Source organism: Paenibacillus forsythiae T98 (assembly GCF_000520735.1).
GTDB lineage: Bacteria > Bacillota > Bacilli > Paenibacillales > Paenibacillaceae > Paenibacillus_AQ > Paenibacillus_AQ forsythiae.
Genome location: NZ_ASSC01000753.1, coordinates 1 through 2627, shown reverse-complemented (window position 1 = coordinate 2627; position 2627 = coordinate 1). Strand labels below are relative to the sequence as shown.

The window sequence follows — 2627 nt, the reverse complement described above, 5'->3', positions numbered from 1 at the left end:
GAAAAATAGCCGTTTGCGGCTGGCATGATGAGGAAGAGGGAAAAGAAAAGGTGGGGCTGTTCTCGGCTCAGCGGCTGCAGGAGAAGGACGTGAAACCGGTCTATTCCAGAATCCTCCGCCACATCAACGAAACGATGGGGATTCCTGTCGATTACGTCTCCTTTATACGCTCCATCCCCAAGACGACAAGCGGCAAAGTGCAGCGCTTCAATCTCGTCGGTTCCTTCCAAAAGGGAGAATTTCGGGACAAGACGTATCCGGCCGACTATTTTACCGCCGAAGCTGTACCGGCCAAGCCGGAGCACAAGCCGGGCAATGCGGCCGCCGCTGGAGATTTTGCCGACAAAATCAGGGGGATATGGGCTTCTGTTCTTGGAAAACCGGTTGAGGCCATACCGTACGATGAGCCGTTCCTCTCTCTGGGAGGCACCTCGCTGAAGGCGATGCAGGTTCTGGGGGCGCTGGAGGATGAGCTGTCTGTGGAGCTGACTCATGATCTGCTGATCAAGTGCCGTACCGTGCGGGACATGGATGAGTACCTTGCGGCCTGGCTGAACTCAAATGCCAGCCCATCCGAAGGACGGAAGAAGCTGCCAGCTTCAAGCGGGAGCAAGCCCGGAAGCGGGGATATCGCCGTGATCTCGTTGGCCTGCCGCTTCCCTGGAGCTTCCAGCCCGGAGGAGTTTTGGCATAAGCTCGTCCAGGGGGAGCAGTCGATCGGGGAAGTCCCCGCCAGTCACTGGAGCATTGACGATTATTATAGCCCGTACCCGGAATTTGGCAAGACCTATTGCCGTACAGGGGGCTTTCTTGACAATCCCTACGGCTTCGACGCCAGCCTGTTTGGCATCTCCGAAGAAGAAGCGGCGGTGATGGACCCGCAGCAGCGCATGGTTCTGGAGCTGGTGTATGAGCTGATCGAACGGGCGGGCTATTCTCGGGAACAAATGAGCGGGAGAAAGGTTGGATTATTCGTCGGCGCGGGAGGAAACTCCTATTTCGAATATCATCTGAATACCTTGAACCGGATGAAGCTCCAGAGCTTCGACAGCTTCGCCGTGCTCAGCAGCGAGCAGCAGGAGCGGATTATGGAAGAGTGGAGGCGGAAGCTGGGATTCACCGGCGCCCATTCCAATCTGCTGGTCGACAATATTGTCAATATGATTCCGGCGCGCACCTCGCAGGAATTCAATTTCAAAGGTCCGAGCATGGCCGTGGACACAGCCTGCTCTTCGTCGCTCGTTACGCTTCACCTGGCAGCCGAGTCCATCCGCAGGGGAGAATGTGAATCCGCCATAGCCGGAGGAGTCTCGCTCCTGCTGACGCCTACCTCGTATCAATATTTCAGCAATGCCGGCGCTTTATCGCCTAACGGACGCAGCAGCGTCTTTGATGCCGACGCGGACGGCTTCGTGCCCGGGGAAGGGGCCGGGCTGGTGATGCTGAAGCCGCTTGAGCAGGCGCGCAAAGACGGAGATCCCGTCCTGGCGGTGCTCAAGGCCAGCGAAATCAACAATGACGGGCACTCCATCGGGGTCATGGCTCCCAACCCTGACGGGCAACGGGAATTAATTGAGTCTCTCTATCTGCGGAATGAGCTGAATCCGGCGGACCTTCAGTATGTGGAAGCCCATGGAACGGGCACGAAAATAGGCGATCCGAGTGAAGTAAGGGCGCTGGACAAAGCCTTCAAGCGCTGGGAGCTTGCAAGGGAATCGATTGCCATCGGTTCGGTAAAATCCAATATCGGACATCTGCTGGGGGCGGCGGGAATCGCCAGCTTTATCAAGATCGTCATGGCTCTGCGGAATCAGACGATGCCGCCGCAGGTGAATGTGGTTCATCCGAATCCCATGCTGAAATTTGAGCAGACGCCCTTCTATTTACTCTCCGAAGCCAGAGAATGGAAAGTGGCCGATGGTGCGGCCAGACGGGCGGCGATCAACTCCTTCGGTTTCGGGGGCACCAACAGCCATCTGGTTGTAGAGGAGGCGCCGCAGGAGCACACGGTTAACAAGGAGGTGTATCCGGAGCGGCCGAAGCATGTTATCGGGCTGTCCGCTCATACCCGTGCCGCGCTGGAGCGGAAAAAAGCGGACCTAGCCGCCTTTCTTGAACAAGCCGGGGAGTGTTCGCTCGGGGAGATTTGCTATACGGAAAATGTGACGCGCACGGCGCTGCCGCACCGCTTCCATGCGGTAGCCGAGTCGGTAGAGGACCTGATCGGCAAGCTGAAGAGCGCTTCGCCGGAGTCGGCCCCGGCCTTGAACCCGCCGAAGATTGCGCTTATGTTCACCGGACAAGGCGCGCAGTATGCGGGGATGGGCAAAGCGCTGTACGATCAATTTCCCGCTTTCCGGGAGTATGTGGACCGTTGCTCCGAGGCTTTTTATCCCTTTCTGAATCTAAAGCTTGCCGATTTGCTCTACGGGGAGGAAGCCGATAATCAGCTTCTTGCGCAGACGAATATGACGCAACCGGCCGTCTTTACGATGGACTATGCCTTGGGCAGACTGCTGCTGGATTTGGGCATCCAGCCCGCCTGTCTGCTCGGTCACAGCATCGGGGAATGGGCCGCCGCTTGCCTCGCGGGCGCTGTCGGTCTTGCGGACGCGGCAAGATTGGTG

1 protein-coding gene is annotated in these 2627 nt (G+C 57.9%); it reads left to right on the top strand.

Going from position 1 to position 2627, the window contains the following annotated elements:
- On the top strand, window positions 1-2627 hold a 2627-nt coding region (locus L692_RS29965), incomplete at both ends, for a type I polyketide synthase (protein WP_036725126.1).